The sequence below is a fragment of the Cupriavidus sp. L7L genome (assembly GCF_004353535.1).
Classification (GTDB): domain Bacteria; phylum Pseudomonadota; class Gammaproteobacteria; order Burkholderiales; family Burkholderiaceae; genus Cupriavidus; species Cupriavidus oxalaticus_A.
This window is the reverse complement of record NZ_SMNY01000002.1, coordinates 107,540-131,663: the sequence shown is the minus strand read 5'-3', so window position 1 is coordinate 131,663 and position 24,124 is coordinate 107,540. Positions and strand designations below refer to the sequence as shown.

General features: G+C 67.5%; 21 protein-coding genes. 12 read left to right on the top strand and 9 right to left on the bottom strand.

Annotated features, from left to right (window positions below):
• The first annotated feature begins 16 nt into the window (after nt 1-16).
• The 7 genes from fdh3B (at nt 17) to E1J61_RS01905 (ending at nt 6,708) form a co-directional block, all read left to right on the top strand.
• A complete protein-coding gene (fdh3B, locus tag E1J61_RS01935) occupies nt 17-742 on the top strand; it encodes a formate dehydrogenase FDH3 subunit beta (RefSeq protein ID WP_133092492.1) in 726 nt (241 codons plus the stop codon).
• Nucleotides 739-975 (top strand): hypothetical protein, encoded by a 237-nt coding sequence (locus E1J61_RS01930; protein WP_133092491.1) that lies wholly within the window; start codon nt 739-741, stop codon nt 973-975. Before fdh3B ends, E1J61_RS01930 begins: the two co-directional genes overlap by 4 nt.
• Before the next feature lie 64 nt (nt 976-1,039).
• The gene (locus E1J61_RS01925; RefSeq protein ID WP_133092490.1) at nt 1,040-2,272 is read left to right on the top strand and encodes a formate dehydrogenase subunit gamma; all 1,233 of its coding nucleotides are present in this window, start codon (nt 1,040-1,042) and stop codon (nt 2,270-2,272) included.
• Between the two features lie 36 nt (nt 2,273-2,308).
• Nucleotides 2,309-2,695, top strand: a complete 387-nt coding sequence (locus E1J61_RS01920; RefSeq protein WP_133092489.1) for a hypothetical protein — start codon at nt 2,309-2,311, stop codon at nt 2,693-2,695.
• A gap of 64 nt (nt 2,696-2,759) precedes the next feature.
• Entirely contained in the window at nt 2,760-3,590 is an 831-nt protein-coding gene (locus E1J61_RS01915; protein WP_133092488.1) for a formate dehydrogenase accessory sulfurtransferase FdhD, read from the top strand.
• A 121-nt stretch (nt 3,591-3,711) separates the two neighbouring features.
• A complete protein-coding gene (gene dcd, locus E1J61_RS01910) occupies nt 3,712-4,278 on the top strand; it encodes a dCTP deaminase (protein ID WP_029046089.1) in 567 nt (188 codons plus the stop codon).
• A 159-nt stretch (nt 4,279-4,437) separates the two neighbouring features.
• The gene (locus E1J61_RS01905) at nt 4,438-6,708 is read left to right on the top strand and encodes an arginine/lysine/ornithine decarboxylase (RefSeq protein WP_133092487.1); all 2,271 of its coding nucleotides are present in this window, start codon (nt 4,438-4,440) and stop codon (nt 6,706-6,708) included.
• 53 nt (nt 6,709-6,761) lie between these two features.
• On the opposite strand, the gene E1J61_RS01900 is transcribed toward E1J61_RS01905, so the two are convergent.
• The 7 genes from E1J61_RS01900 to E1J61_RS01870 all read right to left on the bottom strand — a co-directional run bounded on the left by E1J61_RS01900 (nt 6,762) and on the right by E1J61_RS01870 (nt 13,170).
• Nucleotides 6,762-7,178 carry a type II toxin-antitoxin system VapC family toxin gene (locus E1J61_RS01900; protein ID WP_133092486.1) on the bottom strand — a complete coding sequence of 139 codons (417 nt, stop codon included), beginning with the start codon at nt 7,176-7,178 and terminating at the stop codon, nt 6,762-6,764.
• Nucleotides 7,165-7,401: a DNA-binding protein gene (locus E1J61_RS01895; protein WP_133092516.1), complete on the bottom strand. Its 237-nt coding sequence runs from the start codon at nt 7,399-7,401 to the stop codon at nt 7,165-7,167. Before E1J61_RS01895 ends, E1J61_RS01900 begins: the two co-directional genes overlap by 14 nt.
• 270 nt (nt 7,402-7,671) lie before the next feature.
• The gene (locus E1J61_RS01890) at nt 7,672-9,393 is read right to left on the bottom strand and encodes a TRAP transporter large permease subunit (protein ID WP_133092485.1); all 1,722 of its coding nucleotides are present in this window, start codon (nt 9,391-9,393) and stop codon (nt 7,672-7,674) included.
• A 12-nt stretch (nt 9,394-9,405) separates the two neighbouring features.
• A complete protein-coding gene (locus E1J61_RS01885) occupies nt 9,406-10,005 on the bottom strand; it encodes a TRAP transporter small permease subunit (RefSeq protein ID WP_133092484.1) in 600 nt (199 codons plus the stop codon).
• Between the two features lie 283 nt (nt 10,006-10,288).
• On the bottom strand, nt 10,289-11,707 hold the full coding sequence (argH, locus tag E1J61_RS01880; RefSeq protein WP_133092483.1) for an argininosuccinate lyase: 1,419 nt from the start codon (nt 11,705-11,707) through the stop codon (nt 10,289-10,291).
• Between the two features lie 120 nt (nt 11,708-11,827).
• Nucleotides 11,828-12,574 carry an anti-sigma factor domain-containing protein gene (locus E1J61_RS01875; protein ID WP_133092482.1) on the bottom strand — a complete coding sequence of 249 codons (747 nt, stop codon included), beginning with the start codon at nt 12,572-12,574 and terminating at the stop codon, nt 11,828-11,830.
• A complete protein-coding gene (locus E1J61_RS01870; RefSeq protein WP_133092481.1) occupies nt 12,571-13,170 on the bottom strand; it encodes an RNA polymerase sigma factor in 600 nt (199 codons plus the stop codon). Before E1J61_RS01870 ends, E1J61_RS01875 begins: the two co-directional genes overlap by 4 nt.
• Before the next feature lie 144 nt (nt 13,171-13,314).
• Between E1J61_RS01870 and E1J61_RS01865 the strand changes: the two genes are divergently transcribed.
• Nucleotides 13,315-13,926: a ferritin-like domain-containing protein gene (locus E1J61_RS01865; protein ID WP_205751635.1), complete on the top strand. Its 612-nt coding sequence runs from the start codon at nt 13,315-13,317 to the stop codon at nt 13,924-13,926.
• An 81-nt stretch (nt 13,927-14,007) separates the two neighbouring features.
• Here E1J61_RS01865 and ppc read toward each other — a convergent pair whose 3' ends face one another.
• Nucleotides 14,008-17,103, bottom strand: coding sequence for a phosphoenolpyruvate carboxylase (gene ppc / locus E1J61_RS01860; protein ID WP_133092480.1), 3,096 nt, complete (start codon nt 17,101-17,103; stop codon nt 14,008-14,010).
• A 68-nt stretch (nt 17,104-17,171) separates the two neighbouring features.
• Between ppc and hemC the strand changes: the two genes are divergently transcribed.
• Genes hemC through E1J61_RS01845 form a run of 3 tightly spaced genes read left to right on the top strand, consistent with a single transcriptional unit; the run spans nt 17,172 to nt 21,586 of the window.
• Complete coding sequence (gene hemC / locus E1J61_RS01855; RefSeq protein WP_133092479.1) at nt 17,172-18,200, top strand: hydroxymethylbilane synthase; 1,029 nt, start codon at nt 17,172-17,174, stop codon at nt 18,198-18,200.
• 9 nt (nt 18,201-18,209) lie between these two features.
• Nucleotides 18,210-20,390, top strand: a complete 2,181-nt coding sequence (hemDX, locus tag E1J61_RS01850) for a fused uroporphyrinogen-III synthase HemD/membrane protein HemX (RefSeq protein ID WP_133092478.1) — start codon at nt 18,210-18,212, stop codon at nt 20,388-20,390.
• A 5-nt stretch (nt 20,391-20,395) separates the two neighbouring features.
• The gene (locus E1J61_RS01845; RefSeq protein WP_133092477.1) at nt 20,396-21,586 is read left to right on the top strand and encodes a heme biosynthesis protein HemY; all 1,191 of its coding nucleotides are present in this window, start codon (nt 20,396-20,398) and stop codon (nt 21,584-21,586) included.
• Between the two features lie 17 nt (nt 21,587-21,603).
• Here E1J61_RS01845 and E1J61_RS01840 read toward each other — a convergent pair whose 3' ends face one another.
• Nucleotides 21,604-23,172, bottom strand: a complete 1,569-nt coding sequence (locus E1J61_RS01840; RefSeq protein ID WP_133092476.1) for a deoxyribodipyrimidine photo-lyase — start codon at nt 23,170-23,172, stop codon at nt 21,604-21,606.
• Between the two features lie 141 nt (nt 23,173-23,313).
• Between E1J61_RS01840 and E1J61_RS01835 the strand changes: the two genes are divergently transcribed.
• Nucleotides 23,314-24,021, top strand: coding sequence for a pseudouridine synthase (locus tag E1J61_RS01835; protein ID WP_133092475.1), 708 nt, complete (start codon nt 23,314-23,316; stop codon nt 24,019-24,021).
• Nucleotides 24,022-24,124 lie beyond the last annotated feature (103 nt).

Genomic DNA, 24,124 nt, shown 5'->3' with positions numbered 1-24,124 from the left:
AGAGCAGAGGAACATCATGGCACGCATGAAATTCATCTGTGACGCCGAGCGCTGCATCGAGTGCAACAGCTGCGTCACGGCCTGCAAGAACGAGCACGAGGTGCCCTGGGGTGTGAACCGGCGCCGCGTGGTGACCGTCAACGACGGCGTGGTCGGCGCCGAGAAGTCGATCTCGGTGGCCTGCATGCATTGCTCCGACGCACCGTGCATGGCGGTGTGTCCGGTCGACTGCTTCTACCGCACCGACGACGGCGTGGTGCTGCACGACAAGGACGTCTGCATCGGCTGCGGCTACTGCTCGTATGCCTGCCCGTTCGGTGCGCCGCAGTTCCCGTCGACCGGCACCTTCGGCGTGCGCGGCAAGATGGACAAGTGCACGTTCTGCGCCGGCGGCCCGGAGAAGAACGGCAGCGAGGCCGAGTTCGAGAAGTACGGGCGCAACCGGCTGGCCGAAGGCAAGCTGCCCTTGTGCGCGGAGATGTGCTCGACCAAGGCGCTGCTTGGCGGCGATGGCGATGTGATTGCCGACATCCTGCGCAACCGCGTGATCAAGCGCGGTACCGGCGGCGACGTGTTCGGCTGGGGCACCGCCTATGGCGTGCCCAAGGCCGCGCCAGGGGCGCCGGCAGCTCCGGCTGGTCCCGCTGCGCCGGATGCGCCCGGGGCCCGCTCCACGCCAGCCGCACCGGCTGCACCGGCTACCCCCGCCGCTACCGGCGTTCAGGGAGGGCAGACATCATGAGCCGCGCCTGCGCCATCGTCCTGCTGACACTGTGCGGCGCGCTGCTGGCCGCGTGCGGCGAAAAGCCGCAGACCATCAACCAGTCGCACCGCAAGGCCGACGCCCAGGCCTACCAGGGCGCGCCCGACGACCCCTTCGTGGCCAAGGGCTGGACCGCGGGCGACAAAACCAGCTGGCATAACCAGATCCGCCAGCGCAACCAGTACCAGAACGAGTACAACCGCGTGCAATGAATGCGCCGCAGTGGGCAGGCGCCGCGATCCGCGCGCATGCTCCCGATGACCTGAAGGAGGGCGTATGACGCCGTCGCACAATGCATGCCGCAGCGGGCAGGGCGCCGGGTGGCGCCGCTGGCTGGCGGCCGGCGCGCTGGCACTGATGGCCGTGGCCGGAAGCGCCGCGGCCCAGGCTCCCGCACCGGGGCCGTCGACCGGCCCGGCCACCGCCTCGGGCAGCGCCGATGCCAACAACCCGGCCACGCATCCGGCCCAGCCACTGGCCGGCATCGCATCGGAAAACATCTTCAACGTGCCGCGCCGCGACATCGCCGCCGAGGCCCAGTCGCAGCAGCAACGCACCGTCACGCAGCCCGGCAACAACGCGCCGGTCTGGCGCGAGGTCAACTCCGACCAGCGTCACTACAGCAGCCTGCCCGACAAGGAAGCCGGCGTGCTGATCCAGCGCACCGGCCAGCAATGGCGCCTGTTCCGCAACGGCGTGATCACCGTCTGGGGCGGCTGGCTGCTGCTGGTGGTGCCGCTGGCCATCCTGGGCTTCTACCTGTGGCGCGGCACCATCCCGCTGCGCGAGCCGCGCACCGGCCGCATGATCGAACGCTTCACGCCGCTGGAGCGCATCGTGCACTGGACCATGGCGATCTCGTTCGTGGTGCTGGCGGTGTCGGGCATCATCATGCTGCTGGGCAAGCATTTCCTGCTGCCGCTGATGGGGCACATGCTGTTCGGCTGGCTCAGCTACATCCTGAAGAACCTGCACAACGTGGTCGGGCCCATCTTCACGCTGTCGGTGATCGTCGCCTTCGTGGTGTTCGTGCGCGATAACCTGCCGGGCCGCGACGACGTGCGCTGGGTCACCAGCCTGGGCGGACTGGCATCCGGCAGGCACGTGCCGAGCGGGCGCTTCAACGCCGGCGAGAAGATGTGGTTCTGGGTCGGCGTGTTTATCTTCGGCATCGTGCTGTCGGCCTCGGGCTGGGTGCTCGACATGATCGTGCCGGGCATGGACTACTACCGCGCGACCATGCAGATCGCCAACGTGATCCACGGCATTTCCGCCGTGCTGATGATCGCGATGGCGTGCGGCCATATCTACATGGGCACGGTCGGCATGGAAGGCGCGTACCGCGCCATGCGCGACGGCTGGGTCGACGAAGCCTGGGCCAAGGAGCATCACGAGCTTTGGTACGACGACATCCAGTCCGGCAAGATTCCCGCGCAGCGTTCGACCGGTCCCGCCAGTCCGGATGCGGCGGCCGGGCGGGCCGCGCGGCATACCCCCGGCGAAGCTTGATCACGCAGGACACCAATACTTCGGGAAGCATCGACCATGACACGCACCCTGACGCTGATCGCCCTGGCCGCCGGGGCCACTTTGAGTGCCGGCGCGCTGGCCAAGCTGCCGCCACCCAGCGAAGCCCAGCAGGCCAAGGCCGCGGAGACCAAGGCCCGCGCCGCGTGGTCGGACAAGGTCGCTGCCTTCCAGCTGTGCCGTGCGCAGGACAAGATCGCGACACGCTACTACGCCGAACGCCAGGCACAGGGCAAGGACGCGCGCGCGGCGGTGCAGACCCCGCCGTGTACCGATCCGGGACCGTTCGTTGCGCCCGTGGCGGCGTCGCCCCCAGCGGCGCCGGCGCCCGCGGTCGCAAGCACCGGTGCCGACGCCAAACCGGTTGCGCCCGGCGCAGTACAATCTCCCGCAAAGGCACCATAACCGCAGCCCCGATGCTCGCCTGGACGGCACGGGGCACCTTCCAGCAGCCCTGAGCCTTCCTGTCATGACCCTGCGTCCCGAGCTTACCCAGGCAGCCGTTCCGCTGATCGAAGAGGTCGAAGTCGTCGACGAGCAGGGCCGCGTGCGCGCGGCCTGGCTGCCGGGCGAGCGCCCGCTGACGGTCTACCTGGACAAGCGCGAACTGGTCACGCTGATGACGCTGGGCGGCGCGCCCGAGCACCTCGTGCTGGGCTACCTGCGCAACCAGCGGCTGGTCGAATCGATCGAGGACATCGCCGCGGTGCAGGTCGACTGGGAAACCGAATCCGCCGCCGTCACCACCCGCACCGGCGTCGACCGCATCGAGGAGCGCACCGCGCGCCGCGTGGTGACCACCGGCTGCGGGCAGGGGACGGTGTTCGGCTCGCTGCTGGACGAGGTCGACAGCATCCGCCTGCCGGTCGATACGATCCTCGACCAGGACACCCTGTACGGCATCATCGACACTATCCGGCTGCAGCAGTCGGTGTACAAGCAGGCCGGCTCGGTCCATGGCTGCGCGCTGTTCAAGGGGACCGAGTTGTTGATGTTTGTCGAGGACGTCGGCCGTCACAACGCGGTCGATGCCATTGCCGGCCGCATGTGGCTGGAAGACATGAGCGGCGCCGACAAGATCTTCTACACCACCGGCCGCCTGACCTCGGAAATGGTCATCAAGGGCGCGCAGATGGGCATCCCGTTCCTGCTGTCGCGCTCGGGCGTGACGCAGATGGGATACCAGATGGCCACACGGGTGAACCTGACCCTGTTCGCGCGCTGCACCGGCAAGCATTTTCTGCTCTACACCGGGCGCGAACGGTTCCGTCATCGGATTCCCGAGGACGCCGTAGCTTGATTGTGGCTCAAGGGCCACTTCATCGCCTGTCGACGGATGCGGCGTTGTCTCAACGGAACGCGGGCGGAATGGTTGTACAATGCGGCGCACTCCGAGCCAGTGTGTCTACCTCCCAACCTCTATGAGCATCAAATCCGACAAATGGATCCGCCGCATGGCGGAGCAGCACGGCATGATCGAGCCGTTCGAGCCAGGCCAGGTCCGGGAGGCCGACGGGCGCAAGATCGTGTCGTACGGTACCTCGAGCTACGGCTACGACATCCGCTGCGCCGATGAATTCAAGATCTTCACCAATATCAACAGCACCATCGTCGACCCGAAGAACTTCGACGAGAAGTCCTTCGTGGACTTCAAGGGTGATGTCTGCATCATTCCGCCGAATTCCTTCGCGCTGGCGCGGACGATGGAATATTTCCGCATCCCGCGCAGCGTGCTGACCATCTGCCTGGGCAAGAGCACCTATGCCCGCTGCGGCATTATCGTCAATGTGACCCCGTTCGAGCCGGAATGGGAAGGCTATGTGACGCTGGAGTTCTCCAACACGACGCCGCTGCCCGCCAAGATCTACGCCGGCGAAGGCTGCGCCCAGGTGCTGTTCTTCGAGAGCGACGAAGTCTGCGAGACCTCGTACGCCGACCGGGGCGGCAAGTACCAGGGCCAGCATGGTGTCACACTGCCGAAGACCTGATCGCATTACAATGCCGGCGTTTGCCGGAACGGCCGCTCCGCGATAGCCGCGCGGGGTGCCAAGACCTGACGTGAGAGCCACATGTCGCCGTCGCAGGGGAACCCCTGCCGGCCATGTGGCTCAAGTCCTTTATGTCCTGCTTTCCATCAAGGATGCCCGATGAAATTCCGCTTCCCCGTCATCATCATTGACGAAGACTTCCGCTCCGAGAACATCTCCGGCTCGGGCATCCGCGCGCTGGCCGAGGCGATCGAGAAAGAGGGCATGGAGGTCATGGGGCTGACCAGCTACGGCGACCTGACGTCGTTCGCGCAGCAGTCCAGCCGCGCCTCGACCTTTATCGTGTCGATCGACGACGATGAGTTCGTGAGCAGCGACGATCAGCCGGAAGCCGCCGCGATCGAAAAGCTGCGCGCCTTCGTTGCCGAAGTGCGCCGCCGCAACTCGGACCTGCCGATCTTCCTGTACGGCGAAACCCGCACCTCGCGCCATATCCCCAACGATATCCTGCGCGAGCTGCACGGCTTCATCCACATGTTCGAGGACACCCCCGAGTTCGTGGCGCGCCACATCATCCGCGAAGCCAAGGTGTACCTCGATACGCTGGCGCCGCCGTTCTTCAAGGCGCTGATCGACTACGCGCAGGACAGCTCGTATTCGTGGCACTGCCCCGGCCACTCGGGCGGCGTGGCGTTCCTGAAAAGCCCGGTGGGCCAGGTGTTCCACCAGTTCTTCGGCGAGAACATGCTGCGCGCCGACGTCTGCAATGCGGTGGACGAACTCGGCCAGCTGCTCGACCACACCGGTCCGGTGGCCGCGTCCGAGCGCAATGCCGCGCGCATCTTCAACTCGGACCACATGTTCTTCGTCACCAACGGCACCTCGACGTCGAACAAGATGGTGTGGCACGCCAACGTGGCGCCGGGCGACATCGTGGTGGTGGACCGCAACTGCCACAAGTCGATCCTGCACGCGATCATGATGACGGGCGCGATCCCCGTGTTCCTGATGCCGACGCGCAACCACTACGGCATCATCGGCCCGATCCCGAAAAGCGAGTTCGATCCGGAAACGATCCGGCGCAAGATCGCCGCGCACCCCTTCGCCAGCAAGGCCAAGAACCAGAAGCCGCGCATCCTGACGATCACGCAGGGCACCTACGACGGCGTGCTGTACAACGCCGAGCAGATCAAGGAAATGCTGGCGGCCGAGATCGACACGCTGCATTTCGACGAAGCCTGGCTGCCGCACGCGGCGTTCCACGACTTCTATCACAACATGCACGCGATCGGTAAGGGTCGCCCGCGCAGCAAGGACGCCCTGGTGTTCGCCACGCAGTCCACGCACAAGCTGCTGGCGGGCCTGTCGCAGGCTTCGCAGATCCTCGTGCAAGACTCCGAGACGCGCAAGCTGGACCGCTACCGCTTCAACGAGGCGTACCTGATGCACACCTCGACCAGCCCGCAGTACTCGATCATCGCCTCGTGCGACGTGGCGGCGGCGATGATGGAAGCACCGGGCGGCACCGCGCTGGTGGAAGAGAGCATCCAGGAGGCGATGGACTTCCGCCGCGCCATGCGCAAGGTCGAGGGCGACTACGATGCCGGCAACAACGGCGACTGGTGGTTCAAGGTGTGGGGCCCGGAGGCCCTGATCGAAGACGGCATCGGCGACCGCGAAGAGTGGATGCTCAAGGCCAACGAGCGCTGGCACGGCTTCGGCGACCTGGCCGATGGCTTCAACCTGCTCGACCCGATCAAGGCCACCATCATCACCCCGGGCCTGGACGTTGATGGCGAGTTCAGCGAGCGCGGCATCCCGGCGGCCATCGTCACCAAGTACCTGGCCGAGCACGGCATCATCATCGAGAAGACGGGCCTGTACTCGTTCTTCATCATGTTCACCATCGGCATCACCAAGGGCCGCTGGAACTCGCTGGTGACCGAGCTGCAGCAGTTCAAGGACGACTACGACCAGAACCAGCCGCTGTGGCGCGTGCTGCCGGAGTTCGTCGGCAAGTATCCGCAGTACGAGCGCATGGGCCTGCGTGACCTGTGCGATGCGATCCACAGCGTGTACAAGGCCAACGACGTGGCGCGCGTGACCACCGAGATGTACCTGTCGGACATGGAACCGGCGATGAAGCCGTCGGATGCGTGGGCCATGATGGCGCACCGCGAGATCGAGCGCGTGCCGGTCGATGACCTCGAAGGCCGCGTCACCGCGATCCTGCTGACGCCGTACCCGCCGGGCATCCCGCTGCTGATCCCGGGCGAGCGCTTCAACCGCACCATCGTGCAGTACCTGAAGTTCGCACGCGAGTTCAACAAGCTGTTCCCGGGGTTCGAAACCGATATCCACGGTCTGGTGGAGGACGAGGTGGACGGCAAGAAGGCTTACTTCGTCGACTGCGTGAAGCAGGTGGCCTGAAGCAAGCGAGTCCGGCACAGGAATGAGCCCCGCGCATGCGGGGCGTTTTCTTTCTAGCTGAACGGATTCAGCAACTCCACCCCCGTCCCACTGAAATCCCCCACATTCCGCGTGACGATCGTCAGGTCATGGATCAGCGCCGTCGCGGCAATGAACTTGTCCAGCGCATGCTCCGGGCGCGGCACGCGTAGCCGCCCCCATATCTGGGCGACATCGGCATCGACCGGCAACACATGCCGGCCGAAATCCTGCAGCACGGCCGTCAGCCATTGCTCCAGCGCCTCGGCCTGCGCCGTGTCGCCGCGATGGCGGATCAGCGCAATGCTGCGCCGCAACTCCCCCACGGTCAGCGCGGACAGGTAGAGCGTCGAACCATCGCGCGCCGCCTGCCGGAAGAACGCGCGCACGCCGGGATTGGCGCGTTCGCGCTTGCGTGCCTCGCTGACGACATTGGTATCAATCAAATACACGCGGCGCCTCGCCAGAATCCTGAGCGCGTTGGAAATCGGCATCCTCGCCGATGTCCGGCATGCTGGCCAGCACATCGGCAAAGCTGCGTCGGCGCGTGCCGCCCAGTGCCAGCGCCAGGATGGCCCGGTGCTCGGCCTCGGCGCTGCGGCCATTGGCGGCGGCCTGCTCGCGCAGGCGCTGGACCAGGGATTCATCGATGCCACGAACGAGCAGGGTTGCCATCTTGCGCTCCTTATCACGGGATGCGCTGATGCTAGCATTGATAGCGTCGTGCCGCTCGATAAGGAACGATTGAAGGCGTCGCCGGCTGGCGGCGGGGTGCGGCGAGGCAATGGTGTCCATGGGCACGGCTCCCTTGCAGGTGGTGGAGGTGAGAGCAGTCTGCGCCGTGCCTGCATGCTGGTCGATAAGCCGATTCGCAATGCGCGAAAGAAAAAAGCCCCGCAGCGCTTGCGGGGCTTTTGGGCCTTGCGGATCCGAACGATGCCGGCTCTAGTTCTTCTTTTTCTCGAACTCGAACTGGGGCGCCGACGGCTCGCTCTCCGCGGCTGGCTGGGCCGGCAACTCCAGACCTTCGCCGCCGCCCGCTTGCCCGGCCGGGGCCGGCACCGACAGGCTCGGCGCCGATGGCCTGGGGCTGGCGCTGTCCAGGTCGATGCTCAGGTCGCGCGTGACGCTGCGGTCCTGGGCCTTGTGGCCGCCGGTGGTGACCAGGCCCGGGAAGACGATGATCAACGCCACCATGATCAACTGGATGACCACGAACGGCACCGCGCCCCAGTAGATATCGGCGGTCTTTACCTCGCGCGGCGCCACCGACCGCAGGTAGAACAGCGAAAAGCCGAACGGCGGGTGCATGAACGAAGTCTGCATGTTCACCGCCAGCAGCACGCCGAACCAGATCAGGTCGATGCCAAGCTTGTCCGCCACAGGGCCAACCAGGGGCACGAGGATAAAAGCCAGTTCGAAGAAGTCGAGGAAGAACGCCAGCAGGAAGAACAGTACGTTCACCGCAACCAGGAAGCCGGCCTGGCCGCCGGGCAAGGCGGTCAGCAGGTGCTCCACCCAGACATGGCCGTCCACGCCGTAGAAGGTCAGCGAGAACACCCGCGCACCGATCAGGATAAAGATCACGAAGGCCGACAGTTTCAGCGTCGCCTCCATTGCCTGTCGTGTCAGCCCGAGGTCCAGGCGGCGCTTGAGCAGGGCGAGGATCAGCGCACCCAGTGCGCCCATGCCGCCGCCTTCGGTCGGCGTAGCGACGCCGATGAAGATCGTGCCGAGCACCAGGAAGATCAGCGCCAGCGGCGGAATCAGCACGAACGTGACCTTTTCCGCCATCTGCGACAGCAGGTTCAGCTTGAGCGCTTTGTTGATGACCGCGAGCACGAAGGCGAACAGGATCGCAGCGCCCACCGAGATCACCAGGCGCTCGTCCAGCGGTGCCTCGGGCTTGTACAACATGTCAACGGCCACGCCCACCGCGACGGACAGTGCGGTCAGCACCAGTACCGAAGCCGCGCCGCTCTTGCCGCTGGGCTCGCGGAAGGTGCGGGCCTCGATCGGCAGCGCGGGCGCCGCGGCTGGCTTGATCAGCGAGATCAGCAGCACATAGCCCATGTACAGGCCGGTCAGCACCAGTCCCGGTACGAAGGCGCCCTTGTACATGTCGCCGACCGAGCGGCCCAGCTGGTCGGCCAGCACGATCAGCACCAGCGACGGCGGGATGATCTGCGCCAGCGTGCCCGACGCGGCGATCACGCCCGAGGCCAGCCGCTTGTCGTATTTGTACTTGAGCATCAGCGGCAGCGAGATCAGGCCCATCGAGATCACCGAAGCAGCCACCACGCCGGTGGTTGCCGCCAGCAGCGCACCGACGAAGATCACCGCATAGGCGAGACCGCCGCGGATCGGGCCGAACAGCTGGCCGATGGTGTCGAGCAGGTCCTCGGCCATGCCTGAGCGTTCCAGGATCAGGCCCATGAAGGTGAAGAACGGGATCGCCAGCAGCGTATCGTTCTCGATGATGCCGAACAGTCGGCTGGGCAGCGCCTGCAGCAGTTCGGGAGGCAGCATGCCCAGCTCGATGCCGATGAAGGCGAAGAGCAGGCCATTGGCGGCAAGCGCGAACGCGATCGGGAAGCCCGACAGCAGGAATACGACCAGGGAGGCGAACATGATCGGGGCCATGTTCGCGATCAGGAATTGCGTCATCGTGCGCGCCTCTTATTGTTTTTCAGACGGGCCGGTCTGGTTGGCTTGCGCGATTGCCGCGATCTCCAGCGCCGGATCGACCGCGTGCTTGCGGAAGGCGGAGAACGGCAGTTCGCCCTTGAGGTAGGCAAAGCGCTTGATCAGCTCGGACAGACCCTGCAGGATCAGCAGGAAAAAGCCCGCTACGATGAGGAACTTGGCGGGCCAGCGGATCAGCCCGCCGGCGTTGCCGGACATCTCATGCCCGGCATACGACAGCCAGAAGTAAGGGATCGACAGCCACAGGATGATCAGTGAGATCGGCAGCAGGAACAGCAGGAAGCCGAAAATGTCGATCCAGACCTGAGTGCGTTCGGAGAAGCGACCGGCGATGACGTCGATGCGCACATGCTCGTCGCGCATCAGCGTGTAAGGGGCACCCAGCAGGAACACCCCCGCGAACATGTACCACTGCAGTTCAAGCCATGCATTGGAGCTGACGCTGAAGGTGTAGCGAATGATGGCGTTGCCTGCACAGACCAGTACGGCAAGCAGGATCAGCCATTTCGCCCAATGCCCGAAGAATTCGTTCACGGCGTCGATAAGCCGCGAGATCCTCATAAGGAAAGACATGTGATCGTCCTAGGGATTTTTGGGATACAGGGGTGGCGCGATAGTCTACGGCGCTACCCGCCATGCATCTTTAGGGTGAATCCCCAGTGAATCACATTTTTCGGTGTTTTTGCACCAATTTTGTGCAAAAACGGCCCGAATTCGCCCTTTATGGCATGTCGAACGTAGCCTGTCGTTCGCTGCTTTGCGCAATAAACAACAGAAGTCGGTGCGTTGGCACACACAAACAAAAAAACGGGAGTTGTACTCCCGTTTCGGCTTGCCGGTGCCCCCTCCGAAGTGGTTAGCCTTTCAGTGCCGTACGTGCGTCGGCAATGGCAGCGCGCACCTGGTCCGGCGCGGTGCCGCCGACATGGTTGCGCGCGGCGACCGAGCCCTCGAGCGTCAGCACGGCATGCACATCGTCGCCGATCAGCGCGGCCTTGTCGCCCAGGCCCGACACGTCGCGCAGCTCGGCCACGGTCAGGTCGGCCAGGTCGCACTGGCGGCTGTCGCAGGCACGCACGGCGTGGGCCACGGCTTCGTGGGCGTCGCGGAAGGGCAGGCCCTTCTTGACCAGGTAGTCGGCCAGGTCGGTGGCGGTGGCGTAGCCCTGCAGCGCGGCGGCGCGCATCGCTTCCGGCTTGACGGTGATGCCCGGCACCATGTCGGCGAAGATGCGCAGCGTGTCCACGATGGTGTCGACGGTGTCGAACAGCGGCTCCTTGTCTTCCTGGTTGTCCTTGTTGTACGCCAGCGGCTGGCCCTTCATCAGCGTCAGCAGGCCGATCAGGTGGCCGTTGACGCGGCCGGTCTTGCCGCGCGCCAGTTCGGGCACGTCGGGATTCTTCTTCTGCGGCATGATCGAGCTGCCGGTGCAGAACCGGTCGGCGATGTCGATAAAGCCGACGCGCGGGCTCATCCACAGCACCAGTTCTTCCGAGAAGCGCGACACGTGCGTCATCACCAGCGCGGCGGCGGCGCAGAATTCGATGGCGAAGTCGCGGTCCGACACGGCGTCCAGCGAATTGCGGCAGACGCCGTCAAAGCCCAGCTGCTGCGCCACGAACTCGCGGTCGATCGGGTAGCTGGTGCCGGCCAGCGCGGCGGCGCCCAGCGGCAGGCGGTTGACGCGCTTGCGGCAGTCGGCCATGCGCTCGGCATCGCGGGTGAACATTTCCACGTAGGCCAGCAGGTGGTGGCCGAAGGTGACCGGCTGCGCCACCTGCAGGTGGGTGAAGCCCGGCAGGATGGTGTCGGCGTTCTGGTCCGCCAGGTCCAGCAGCGACACGCGCAGCGCGCCGAGCAGGGCGCTGATGTTGTCGATCTCGCTGCGCAGCCACAGGCGGATGTCGGTCGCGACCTGGTCGTTGCGCGAGCGGCCGGTGTGCAGGCGCTTGCCGGCATCGCCGACCAGCGCGGTCAGGCGCGCCTCGATATTCAGGTGGACGTCTTCCAGGTCCAGCTTCCATTCGAAGTTGCCGGCCTCGATCTCGCCGCGGATCTGCGTCATGCCGCGCTCGATCTCGGCGCGGTCGGCCTCGGCGATGATGCCCTGCTTGGCCAGCATGGCCGCGTGGGCCAGCGAACCCTGGATGTCGAACAGGGCCAGGCGCTTGTCGAAGAACACCGAGGCGGTGTAGCGCTTCACCAGGTCGGACATCGGTTCGGAGAAGCGGGCGGACCAGGCTTCGCCTTTCTTGGCAAGTTGGGAGGTGGACATGGACGTCGGCTGCATTTGGCTCGCGGCTGGCGGGCGCCGGGGCGCGAGGCAGTTGGAGAATTTGGGAAAAACGGGATTATATCGTCCGCCAGGGGCATGGCGGCGCCGGCCGGCCGCCGGTTACAGCGGGCTGTGGAGCACAGGCCCCTTGAACACCACCGGGCCGCTCGGCCCGTCGGCATTGGGCGAGCCGCCAGTCGGCTCGATGCTGACCGCCAGGGCCGGCACTGCGGCGGGGGGTTCTGCCATCGCCAGGCGGACCTGCGGCGCCCGGCCGATCACGCCGAGCGAGCGCGGCTTGCCGCCGGCGGGCAGGGCCCACAATTGCAGCACCTGTTGCTCGCTCAGCTTTACGTGATCCAGGCGCCTCACGATGAGGCTGCGCGCGCCCGCATCCCAGGACACCAGCATGGCGGGCTGGGCCTGGTCGTCGTTGAGCACGGCGATGACCGCGGCCGGCGGGGCCTCGCGCTGTTGCGCCACCTGCATGCCGATCCCGATCGACAGCACTGTCACCACGGCCATTGCCGCCGCGGCGCCGCGCCAGAACACCGGAGCCGACCACAGCCGCTGCCACCAGCCGGCCGCCGCGACTTCAGCGGGCCTGGCAGGCTTGAGGGCCTCAACGGGCGGCTTCCAGCCCAGCCGGGCTTCGATGCCGCACCAGACCTTGTCGACCGGTTCCGCCGTGGCCTGCAACTCGGACACGCCGGCCAGCCGGTCCTGCCAGCGCAGGATGGCGGCGTGCACCGCCGGCTCTTCACGCGCGAGGTGTTCCATGCGCCGGCGCGCGCCACCGCGCAGCACGCCAAGCGCGTACTGGGCGGCAAGGCGATCGAGCAGCTCGGGATGGGCGGCCAGTTTCATGTCGCCGCCTCCAGGCAGTGGCGCAGCCGCTCCAGGCCGCGGCGCACCCAGGACTTGACCGTGCCCAGCGGCACGCGCAGCCGCGCCGCCAGCTCGGCATGGCTCAGATCGTGCAGGTACGCGAGCACGATCGCCTGCCGCTGCGCCTGCTCCAGCCGTTGCAGGCAGCGGTTCAGCGCGCGCGCCTGCTGGCTGGCATCGGCCAGCTCGGCGGGGCCGGCGGCGTCATCGGCCAGCCACTCGCCCAGGTCTTCTTCCAGCTCGACGGTCTGCGCAACGCGCGCGGCGGCGGCGCGGCGCAGGCTGTCGAGCGCCCGGTTGCGCACGATCGCTGTCATCCAGGTCATCGGCGCGGCCAGATGCGGCCGATAGTCGCCGGCGTGGTGCCAGATGCTGACAAAGCTTTCCTGCACGACATCCTCCGCCCAATCGCGCCTGCCGGTGATACGCAGCGCGAGGCCAAACAGTTTCGTTGCGGTGAGGTCATAGAGGCCGCGCAGTGCCTGGCGGTCGCCCACGGCCACGGCCTGCAGCAGCGCCTCCAGCCGGTCGGGACCGGCGGGCGCGGCATAAGACGGCTGGGGGGAGGACGGCACCGGGACGGGTCCTTGCAAGGGAGCTTTGCCGGATTATAGGTAGCGCCGCATCCAAACGCGCGGCGCGTGCGTAGAAGTGACAGGCGCAAGCCAGGCACCCCGGCCAACGGGGCGCCACGTTGTCATCCGTCACAGGAGAACACCATGGACCGCATGTCACAGAAACCCGCGCGCGAGGCCGGGACCATCGTCACGCTGCCGGATGCGCGCCGGCGGGGCTTGCTCAAGGCGCCCGGCCTGTTCGCGCTCGGCTCGCTGGCCGTCATCACGCTCGGCGAGTCGATGCCGGCGTGGGCGCAGACGCAGTCGGGCAGCACCAAGGACGACATCAATATCCTGAATACCGCTCTGGGGCTGGAGTACCAGGCGATTGCCGCCTACCAGGTCGGCGCCGAGAGCGGGCTGCTGCAGAAGCCGGTGCTCGCCACCGCGGTCAAGTTCCAGGACCACCACAAGGCCCATGCGCAGGTGCTGGCCGGGACGGTGTCGAAGCTGGGTGGCACGCCGGTGATGGCGAAGAAGGCGTCGGAATACAAGTTCCCGACCGAGAGCCTGAAGAACCAGGCCGATGTGCTGCGCTTTGCCGCGGGGCTGGAGAAGGGCGCGACCGCCGCCTACCTGGGCGTGCTGCCGAACTTCCACAACCGCGAGCTGACCAGGGCCGCTGGCAGCATCCTCGGGGACGAGGCAATGCACTGGGCGGTGCTGCTGCATGCGCTGGGTGAGGATCCGGTGCCGGGGGCGTTTGTCGGCTGAAGCGGGCAACGCTCGCCGATTGTTTGCTCCCCTCTCCCGCGAGCGGGAGAGGGGAGCAAACCGGCGGTCCCGCGATTGCCGTCAGCCAGTATTGCGCAACCCAGCCGCCACCCCATTGATCGTCAGGTGGATCCCACGCCGTACGCGGATATCATCCCCGTCCTTTCCGGCCCGGTAGCGCTTGAGCAGTTCCACCTGCAAGTGGTTCAGCGGATCCAGGTAGGCAAACCGGTTCTTGATCGACCGCGCCAGCAGCGGGTTGTCCGCCAGCCGGTCCTGGTGCCCGGTGATCAGCGCCAGCATCTCGCTGGTCAGGTGCCATTCCTTGCTGATGCGGTTGAACACATTGCGGCGCAGCGCCGCGTCGTCGCACAGCTGCGCATAGCGCGAAGCCACCGCCAGGTCGGTCTTGGCCAGCACCATGTCCATGTTGGACAGCAGCGTGGAGAAGAACGGCCAGGTCTTGACCATGCGGCGCAGCGTGGTGACGGCGGACTTGCGTGCCTTGTCGTCCGGCGCGCGGTCCAGCAGCGACTTCACCGCGCTGCCAAAGCCGTACCAGCCCGGCAGCAGCAGCCGGCACTGGCCCCACGAGAAGCCCCACGGGATCGCGCGCAGGTCTTCGATGCGGCGGTGCTTCTTGTCCATCAGCTTGCGCGAGGCCGGACGCGAGCCCAGGTTCAGGTCGGCGATCTCGGTGATCGGCGTGGTGGCGAAGAAGTAGTCCTTGAAGCCCGGGGTCTCGTAGACCAGGTCGCGGTAGGCCGTGAAGGCGCGGTCGGACAGCTGCTGCATCACCGCCTCGAACATGTCGAGGTCCCTGGGCGCGTTCTGCTGCGGCAGCAGCGATGCTTCCAGCGTGGCCGCGACCACCGTCTCCAGGTTGCGCCGGCCGATCTCGGCGTTGGCGAACTTGCTGTTGATGATCTCGCCCTGCTCGGTCAGGCGGATCTGGCCGTTGACCGTGCCCGGCGGCTGCGACAGGATGGCGTCGTAGGTCGGGCCGCCGCCGCGGCCGACGGTGCCGCCGCGGCCGTGGAACAGGCGCAGCTTGACCTGGCGCTCTTCAAAGAGCTGCACCAGCGCCAGCTCGGCCTTGTACAGCTCCCAGTTGGAGGTCAGGAAGCCGCCGTCCTTGTTGGAGTCCGAGTAGCCGAGCATCACTTCCTGCTCGACGCCATGGTGCGCGATCACCGAATCGAAGCCCGGCAGGTCCAGCAGCGACTGCATGATGCCGGCGGCATTGCGCAAATCCTCGATGGTCTCGAACAGCGGGATCACCATCAGTTCCATGCGCGCCGGGTCGGTCTTGCTGCCCAGCGTGCCCTGCAGCATGCCGGATTCCTTCTGCAGCAGCATGACCTCGACCAGGTCCGACAGCGTCTCGGTGTGCGAGATGATGTAGTTGCGCGCGATGCGCTTGCCGTAGCGCTTGCGCAGCTCGCGCGCGGCGGCAAAGATCGCCAGCTCCTTGCGGGTCTGCTCGGAGTACTCATGCCACGGCAGCGTCAGCAGGCGCGGCTGGCGCAGCTCGGCCAGCAGCAGCTCCAGCTTGCGCTGCTCGGGCAGCGCGGCATAGTCGGGGGCGATGCCGGCGGCGGCGAACAGCTCGGCGATGACGGCTTCGTGCACGTCCGACACCTGGCGCATGTCGACTGACGCCAGGTGGAAGCCGAACACGCCGATGGCACGCGCCAGCGCGTCGATGCGCGCACCTGCGAGCGCCTGGCCGTGGTTCTCGCGCAGCGAGTCGATCACCACCTGCACGTCGGCGGCGAAGGCTTCGGCGCTGTCATAGGGCTCGGCCGGCGCGACCGGGCGGCGCGGCGCGGCGTGGCCGGTCAGCGTCTTGCAGGTGGCGGCCAGGCGCGCGTAGATGCCGATCAGCGCGCGGCGATACGGTTCATCGGCGCGATGCTCGGAAATATCGGGCGAGCGCTCGGCCAGCGCCAGCAGTTCGGGGCTGGCATCGACCATCAGCGTCGACATCGACAGCTCGGCGCCCAGCGCATGGACTTCATCCAGGTACCAGTCCAGGATCATCTGGGCCTGCTGGCTGGAGGCATGCTCCAGGGTCTCGGCGGTCACGTTGGGATTGCCGTCGCGGTCGCCACCGATCCACGAGCCCATCTGCAGGAACGGCGCCAGCGGCGTGGGCTGCGTGCCCGGGGTGCCCTTACGCTTGCGCGTGGTCGGGAACACTGCGGCGATGTCTTCTTCAAGCTCCGTCATCAGCTGCGGGATGCCGCGCAGGAAGCAGGTGCGGTAGTAAGACAGCGCGTTGTCGATCTCGTCGCCCACCGTCAGGCGCGCGTCGCGCAGCATGCGGGTCTGCCACAGCGTGGTGACCTTGGCGCGCAGCTGGGCAGTGTTGTGCTCGCGCTCGCGCGCGGTCGTCGGCAGGTCGCGTTCGGCCAGCAGGCGGGCGATCTCGCGCTCGGCGTCCAGGATGCTCTTGCGCTGGACTTCGGTCGGGTGCGCGGTCAGCACCGGCACGATCAGCGCCTCGTCCAGGAACTTGCGCAGCTGCTTGCCGGTGACGCCGGCGGCGTCGATCTTTTCCAGCGCGTGCTGCAGGCTGCCGGCCTGCGGCGGCGAGCCGGCCAGCGCATGCACGCGGCGGCGGCGGTTGTGGTGCTGGTCCTCGGCGATGTTGGCCAGGTGCGAGAAATAGCTGAACGCGCGCACCACCTGGTTGGTCTGGTCGCGCGACAGGCGCTTGAGCAGGCGGTCCAGCTCGGCGCCGGCGGCACGGTCGTTCTCGCGGCGGAAGCGCACCGCGGTCTGGCGGATGGTTTCGACCACCTCGAAGGCGGCGTCGCCCTCCTGTTCGCGCAGGCAATCGCCCAGCAGGCGGCCCAGGAAGCGGATGTCCTCGCGCAGCGGCAGGTCTTTGTCAGCGGTGCGGCGGCCGGGGGCGGCGGCGATGGTGGTTCCGTTGCTCGACACGATGGAAAGCTGGGGTTTGGAGACGCGCTTCGCGGTGCGCGAGGTGGCGCCGCTGCTGCCTTCGGTGCCGCTGCGGCGGGCCGCGCGGGTCGGTTTGGTGGCGGATGCGCCGTTTGCTTCACCCAAGCCGGCGGCCGGATCCTTCGCGGCCGAAGCGCCGGCGGATGTGCCCGAAGCGCCCGAAGCGGCGGTCTTGCGGCCAGTGGGGCGCGCAGCGTGCTGCGTCATGCAATCTCCTCGTCTGCTTATCTATATTGGTGCGGAGCGGCTATTGGGTCGCGTGCTAACATTCACGGATGCAAGCATCCGCCATCCCGTCTTCCTCTACCGCTGTCGTGTCTAGCAACCTTCCGCAAAAGCTCGTCATTGCCTCCCGCGAGAGCCGTCTGGCCATGTGGCAGGCTGAACATGTGCGTGCTGCATTGCAACAATACTATCCCGCGTGTGACGTGTCCATTCTTGGCATGACCACGCGCGGAGACCAGATTCTAGACCGTACGCTGTCGAAAGTCGGCGGCAAGGGTTTGTTTGTCAAGGAACTGGAGTTCGCGATGGACGAAGGCCGCGCGGACCTGGCGGTGCATTCGCTCAAGGATGTGCCGATGGAACTGCCTCCCGGCTTCGCGCTGACCGCGGTGATGGAGCGCGAGGACCCGCGCGACGCACTGGTTTCGAACAGCTTTGCCTCGCTCGACGAGATGCCGCCCGGCACCGTGGTCGGCACCTCCAGCCTGCGCCGCGAGGCCTTGCTGCGCACCCGCTATCCGCACCTGGTGGTCAAGCCGCTGCGCGGCAACCTCGACACGCGGCTCGGCAAGCTTGACCGGGGCGAATACGGCGCCATCATCCTGGCCGCCGCGGGGCTCAAGCGCCTGGGCCTGAATGACCGCATCCGCGCGCTGATCCCCGTTGAGTCGTCGCTGCCCGCGGCCGGGCAGGGCGCGCTTGGCATCGAGATCCCGTCCAACCGCCCCGAGCTGGCCGCCTGGCTGGCTCCGCTCAACCACCAGCCGACGCTGCTGGCCGTGGCCGCTGAGCGCGCCGTGGCGCGCATGCTGAACGGTTCGTGCCAGGTACCGCTGGCGGCCCACGCATACTGGGACGGCGACCAGCTCAGGCTCGACGCCTTTGTCGGCATGCCCGACGGCACGCGCGGCCTGCGCGCCGCCGTTGCCGGCCCCGCCGCCGACCTGGCCGCTGCGGAAGCCCTTGGCCAGGCCTGCGCGCGCGACCTGCTGGCGCAGGGCGCCGAAGCGATCCTCGCCGCGCTCGCCGATCCCGCCGCCGCCTCGCCCGGCACGCCCGGCACGCAACCTCCCGCCTGAGGCTGACCGATGCCCCGCCCGACCGTCGTTGTCACACGACCCGCCGGGCAGTCCCGGCAACTGACCGAGGCGCTGCAGGCCGCGGGTCTGGACGTGCTCAGCTTTCCGCTGCTGGCGATCGGCCCGGCCGCCGACGACGCGCCGCTGCGCGCGGCCCTGGCGCGGCTCGATCAGTTTGCGCTGGTGGTCTTTGTCAGTCCCAACGCCATTGCCCATGCGCTGGATGCGCTGGCCGGCGTGCAGGGTGCCGCTACGGCGCAATGGCCGGCGCAGGTGCCGGCCGCCGTGGTTGGTCCGGCCAGCGTGGCCGCATTGGCCGAGCGTGGCATCGCGCCGCCCACCTGCCGGGTGATCGCGCCGGCCGGCGCCGCAGGGAACGGGCAGGGCGCCGATGACGCCAGCGAAAGCGGCCATCACAACCACGACCCGAACCACGAGGCCGAAGGCCCGCGCTTCGATTCCGAGGCGCTGTGGGCCCAGCTCGATCCCGCCACGCTCGCCGGCAAGCCCGTCCTGATCGTCCGCGGCAACGGCGGCCGCGACTGGCTCGGCGACCGCCTGCGCGAAGCCGGTGCCCAGGTCGAGGCCGTCGAGGCCTACCGGCGCACGCTGCCGGAGCCCGGCGCGATGCAATGGCAGGCCGTGCGCGACAGCGTGCAGGCCGGCGCGCCGCCCCATGTATGGCTGCTGACCAGCTCAGAGGCCGTGCGTAACCTCGACACGCTCGCGCGTCAACACCTTTCGCCGCAGGAAAATGCCGGCCTGCGGCAGGTGCAGTGCATCGCGCCGCATGCGAGAATCGCCGAACAAGCGCTGGCACTGGGCTTCAGCCATATCCTGCGTGCCGCGCCGGGCGATGCTGGCCTGCTCGCGGCGTGCCTGCAATGGGCCGATGCCCACGCCGGTCCGGTGCCGGTGGCGGCTGCGCCGGAAGCTGCCGGTGTATCGGGTGCATCCGGCCGCGCTGGCGCGATAACAGACACCAGCCCGGTGCGCGCCGGGGCACCGGCGCCAGCGCCGGCTGTCGCAGTCCCCGCAACGTCAACGAAGGTCGAACGCGTGACGCAAGAAACCACGTCCTCCTCCGCTACACCGCCGCCCGCTGCGGCCTCGGCGGCCTCCGCGCCCGCTCCGGGCGCCGGCGCCCCCGCTTCCTCCGCCGGCCAGCACGCTGCCGCGCGCAAGCCCGCGGCGCTGTGGGCCCTGGTGGCCGTGCTGGTGGTTGCCACCGCCGGCGGCTTCTGGTGGCTGCAGCAGCGCGTGGACCACCTGACCGGCGAACTGGCCCGGCGCCAGCAAAGCAACGACGCGCTGGTGCAGGAGTCGCGCGTGCTGACGCGCAATGCGCAGGACACCGTCAAGGAGCTGCAGGCCAAGGTCGGCGCGCTCGAAAACCAGGTCGGCGAGACCCGCGACAAGCAGGTGGCGCTGGAGCAGGTCTACCAGGACCTGATGCGCAACCGCGACGACTGGGAAATCGCCGAGATCCAGCAACTACTGACCAACGCCGGCCAGCAGTTGCAGCTGACCGGTAACGTGCAGGTTGCGCTGGCCGCGCTGCAAAGCGCCGACGCGCGCCTGGCGCGCACCGACAAGCCGCAGTACAACCTGCTGCGCCGAGCCATTGCCCGCGACATCGCGCGCATGAAGGCCGTGCCCGACACCGACCTGACCGGCGCCGCGATCAAGCTGGACGAAGCCATCAACCAGGTCGACGCGCTGCCGCTGCTGTCCAGCGAACGCATGCTCGAACGCACCGAGGCCGATGCCCGCAAGGAGGGCGCGGCCGGCAAGGGCGGCGCCAGCGCCCCGGCGGCGGCTGCCACCAACGGCTGGTTCTCCCGCCTGTGGACCTACCTGCGCGACGAAATGGCGCAGGTAGTCCGCATCCGCAAGGTCGACGATGCGGAAGCGCTGCTGCTGTCCGGCGACCAGGGCTGGTTCCTGCGCGAGAACGTCAAGCTGCGCCTGCTCAATGCGCGGCTGGCACTGCTGTCGCGCAACGAGCCGGTGTTCCGCAACGACCTGGCTGCGGCGCAGGCGATGATCGGGCGCTATTTCGACACCAAGTCGCGCCGCGTGCAGGGCGTGCTGACCCTGCTCAGGCAGGCCCAGGCAGGCGCGGTGACGGTGCAGTTGCCGACCATGTCCGAGAGCCTGGGCGCGTTGAACGCCCTGAAGAAGGAGTAAGCCCAATGCGCCTTCTGTTCTGGGTTGCGGTCCTGTTCGGCGGCGCCGTCGGGCTGGCGCTGTTCACGCAGTTCAACCACAGCAATGTGGTGCTGTTCTATCCGCCGTACCGCGTCGAGCTGTCGCTGAACCTGGCGCTGGCCTTGCTGCTGCTGGTGTTCTTCGTGGTCTGGACGGTGATGTCCACCATCCGCCATCTGTCCGAAATGCCGCGCCGCGCCGCCGCCTACCGCGAGCGCAGCCGCATGAACAAGGCGCAGGCGGCGCTGCGCGAGTCGATCGAGAACCTGTTCGCCGGCCGCTTCGCCCGCGCCGAGCGCTGCGCGCGCGAGGCCCAGTCCTGGGAAGACCAGGCCCAGACCGCCGCGCTGATCGGCGCGCGCGCCGCGCACCGCATGCAGGAGACCGAGCGGCGCGATGCCTGGATGTCGCAGGTCACCGATCCCGAGCGCGAGCAGGCGCGGCTGGTGTCGATGGCCGAACTGCTGGTCGATGCCCGCGACGCCGACGGCGCGCTGGAAACCATCGCCCAGCTGCAGGCCCAGGGCGCGCGCCAGATCCATGTGCAGCGCATCGCGCTGCGCGCGCACCAGCACCTGAAGAACTGGTCCGAAGTGCTGCGCCTGGCGCGCTCGCTGGAGAAGCGCAACGCGCTGCATCCGGTGCTGGCGCTGCGGCTCAAGCAGATGGCGGTCGAGGCCATGCTCGACGAGCGCCGCCACGATGCCGACGCCCTCGGCGAATTCTGGCGATCGCTGTCCGCCGACGAGCGCCGCGCCACGCGCATCGCCGAACCCGCCGCGCGCTACTTTGCCGCGCTGGGCCGTCAGAACGAAGCCCGCCGCATCATCGAGGACGCGCTCAAGTTCAACTGGGACAGCCGCCTGGTGCTGCGCTACGCCGACTGCGCGGTGCCCGGCCATGCGCTGCCGCAGATCCAGCAGGCCGAGAAATGGCTGGCCGGGCATCCCGCCGATGCCGACCTCTACTACACGCTGGGCGTGCTGTGCCTGGGCGAGAAGCTGTGGGGCAAGGCCCAGTCCAGCTTCGAGCGAGCGCTGAAGTATGCCGATATCGACCAGCAGCGCCGGCTGCGCGTGCGCACGCACCTGGCGCTGGCGCGGCTGTTCGAGGAAACCGAGCGTTTCGAGGACGCGCAGCGGCACTATCGCGAAAGCGCGATGCTGGCGGCCTGAGCGGTCGCCTCCGGCGTTCACTCGTCCGGGTCGTCCTGTTCCATGCCGGCGGCGCTGCGCTTGCCGCCTTCCTTCACCACCCCATACCGCGCCAGCGTTTCCTTGCGCGCCACGTCATGCTGCACCAGCGGGCGCGGGTAGTCCTCGCCCAGCCGCACGCCGGCATCCGCCAGCACATGGTCGGGGGCGGTCCACGGCGCATGCAGGTACTTGTCGGGCAACGCCGCCAGCTGTGGCAGGTACTTGCGGATAAAGCGCCCCTGCGGGTCAAACTTCTCCGACTGAGTCACCGGGTTGAAGATGCGGAACCACGGCTGCGCGTCGCAGCCGGTCGACGCCGCCCATTGCCAGCCGCCGTTGTTGGCGGACAAGTCGAAATCATTGAGCAGGTCGGCAAAGTACTGCTCCCCGCGGTGCCAGTCCACGCCCAGGTCCTTGACCAGGAAGCTGGCCGTGACCATGCGCAGCCGGTTGTGCATATAGCCGCTCTGCCGGATTTGCAGCATGGCGGCGTCGATCAGCGGATAGCCGGTGGCGGCATCGCACCAGGCGTGGAAATAGCGCTCGCCGGTTTCGCCGTCCTGCCAGCGGATTTGGTCGTAGGCCGGGTGGAAGGCCGCGCCGCCGGCCACGCGCGGATGATGGTGCAGGATCATGAAGTAAAAATCGCGCCAGATCAGCTCGGACAGCCACACCGCCGCGCCCGCGCTGTCCGCGCCGCCGCGCAGCACCGCTTCATGCGCGGTACGCGCCAGCGTGCGGATCGAGATGGTGCCGAAGCGCAGGTGCACCGACAGGTAGCTGGGACCGCGCAGGGCAGGGTAGTCGCGGCGGCGGCCGTAGTCGCCGATGCGCCCGGTGAATTCCTCGAACAGCGCTTGTGCACCGGCGGCGCCGGTCGGCATGGCGATCCCGGCGAGGTTGCTGATGCGGAAGCCAAGCTGTTCGAGCGTCGGCAACGGCTGGCGATATGCTGCCGGCACCGGCGCCAGCGCATGCAGGTACGGGTCGATCGGATACGGGCGCAGGTCGAACGGCTGCACGGTCCGCAGCCAGGCATTCTTGTAGGGCGTGAACACCGAGAAGGGCTTGCGCTGGCCGTTCAGGATCTCGTCGCGCTCGAAGATGGCCTGGTCCTTGAACGTAAACAGCAAGCGCGCCTGAGCCGCCAGCGCCTGGCGCACGGTGTCGTCGCGTGCAATGGCGGCAGGCTCGTAGTCGTGGTTGGCAAAGACCGCCTGGACCTCCAGCGCTTGCGCCAGTGCCGGGATGGCGTCCACGGCGCGGTCGTCCAGCACGATCAGCCCGCCGCCGGCCGCTGTCAGCGTCTCGGCCAGTTCCCGCAATGACTCGAGGATGAATTCGACGCGCCGGTCGGCCTGCAGGCCGCGCGCCAGAAGCGGGTCGAGGATGTCGCGGTCGAATACGAAGACGCACCACACCCGGGCACAATGCCTGAGGGCATAATGCAGCGCCGCGTGGTCGCTGGCGCGCAGGTCGCGCCGGAACCAGACCAGCCCGCGCTCGAAATCCTGGCCGATACGGTAATGTCTGCGGCCCGATGCCGAAGGGTCTGCTGGCTGCATGCGCGCTGCCTGACGGAGTCGAAGGAATGCGCGCAATGATGCCGGCAAATGGCTTGTCGCGGAGATGCGTCGCGCCAATACCCTAACATAGCGGTTCGGCACCGATCTGCCACCCAAACAACGATTACAGCAACAAAGCACATGACACTCGACCGTATTCTCCAATCCCAGGGCTTCGGCACCCGCCGCTACTGCGGCGACCTGGTCGCCGCCGGGCTGGTCGAAGTCAACGGCGAGCCGTGCGAAGACCCGCGCGCCCAGTTCGAGGTGGACGGCCTGCGCCTGACCGTCGACGGCGAGGAGTGGATCGCCTGCACCAAGGCCTACCTGATGCTGAACAAGCCCGCCGGCTATGAGTGCTCGCAGCGACCGCGCCACCATCCCAGCGTGTACAACCTGCTGCCGGTGCCGCTGCGCCAGCGCGAGGTCCAGGCCGTAGGCCGGCTCGACCACGACACCACCGGGCTTCTGCTGCTGACCGATGACGGCCAGTTCATCCACGCCCAGACCTCGCCCAAGCGCAAGGTGCCCAAGGTCTATGAAGTGACGACTGCTGAGCCGGTTACGCCGGAACAGGCCCAGGCACTGGTCACAGGCGTGCAGCTGCTGGACGAACCCGCGCCGATCGCCGCAGAAGCCTGCGAGATCACCGGCGAACGCAGCCTGCGCCTGACCCTGCTGCAGGGCAAGTACCATCAGGTCAAGCGCATGGTGGCCGCGGCGGGCAACCACGTCAGCGCCCTGCATCGCAGCGCGCTCGGCAGCCTGCAACTGGATCCGGAACTGGCTGAAGGGGAATGGCGCTGGCTGACGGCGGACGAGCTTGCGGCGCTGACCCGCAAGGCATGACCAAAGGGCCGTATCATCGGTCCGTAATTACAGGCAAGCGGCCTGCGCGGGCGCCCATTGCTGCACTGCAACGCCCGCCAATCTTTTCCGGAAGACCCCCGGC